Raw genomic sequence first — 769 nt, 5'->3', positions numbered from 1 at the left:
GAATATCCTGTACTGCACAATGGTAACTATCCTGAGTTCTTTCAGAACACAGCCTTCATATTTGTAATCGTTGAAAGTCTTAGAATAGGGCTCCTCAAGATTGTTCCCGAAATGTTTGAGCAACTCTATTGTTCTTACAATCTCGGCGTACATTACTTTATCTTCTTTTCTGGGACTTTCGGACAAATTTGTGAGTACTTTGTGTACAGTCTTATCGTAAAAAATCTTTATCATCGCTCGCATAGTTTATTATACATCATTTTCAATGTATAAAAGCAAAGATTGTCTAAAGATACAAAAAACAGATAATTTAACATACGACTTTTGTGATAAATTGAGATTTGTATTTTGATCCACTCTCTTGACTAAATCTAAAAAAATGCTATAATAAACATTGTAATATTTGTTTACTATGTAAACACAGCAATGATGTATGAGTGAGTAAACATTGTTTATTATGTAATATTTGTTTATCATGTAAACATTAGAAATCAAAATAATATTTGGAGGGAATTTTTGATGAATAGAATTATTGTATTAGCAAACCAAAAAGGAGGAGTTGGTAAAACTACAAGTACCTTAAATATAGGAGCCGGACTTTGCCTATTAAAAAGAAAAGTCTTATTAGTAGATCTAGATCCTCAAGCCAATTTGACCTATAGTTTAGGAATAAAAGCTTATGAGTTAAATAAGACAATATATAACCTACTAAGAGGTGAAGCAAACATTGAGGATATAATTACAAAGCATAATAACAATGATATTATAC

At 29.8% G+C, this 769-nt stretch carries 1 protein-coding gene and 1 pseudogene; one reads left to right on the top strand and one right to left on the bottom strand.

Annotated features, from left to right (window positions below):
- A pseudogene (locus tag ACP5NR_RS08780) lies at nucleotides 1-234 on the bottom strand (hypothetical protein); the annotation flags it as partial.
- A gap of 285 nt (nucleotides 235-519) precedes the next feature.
- Between ACP5NR_RS08780 and ACP5NR_RS08775 the strand changes: the two are divergent.
- A partial coding sequence (locus tag ACP5NR_RS08775; protein ID WP_428006369.1) for a ParA family protein occupies nucleotides 520-769 on the top strand: 250 nt, incomplete at its 3' end.

Source organism: Athalassotoga sp. (assembly GCF_049965695.1).
Taxonomy (GTDB): Bacteria; Thermotogota; Thermotogae; order Mesoaciditogales; family Mesoaciditogaceae; genus Athalassotoga.
The sequence above is the reverse complement of the archived record's forward strand: the minus strand, read 5'-3'. Positions and strand labels throughout refer to the sequence as shown.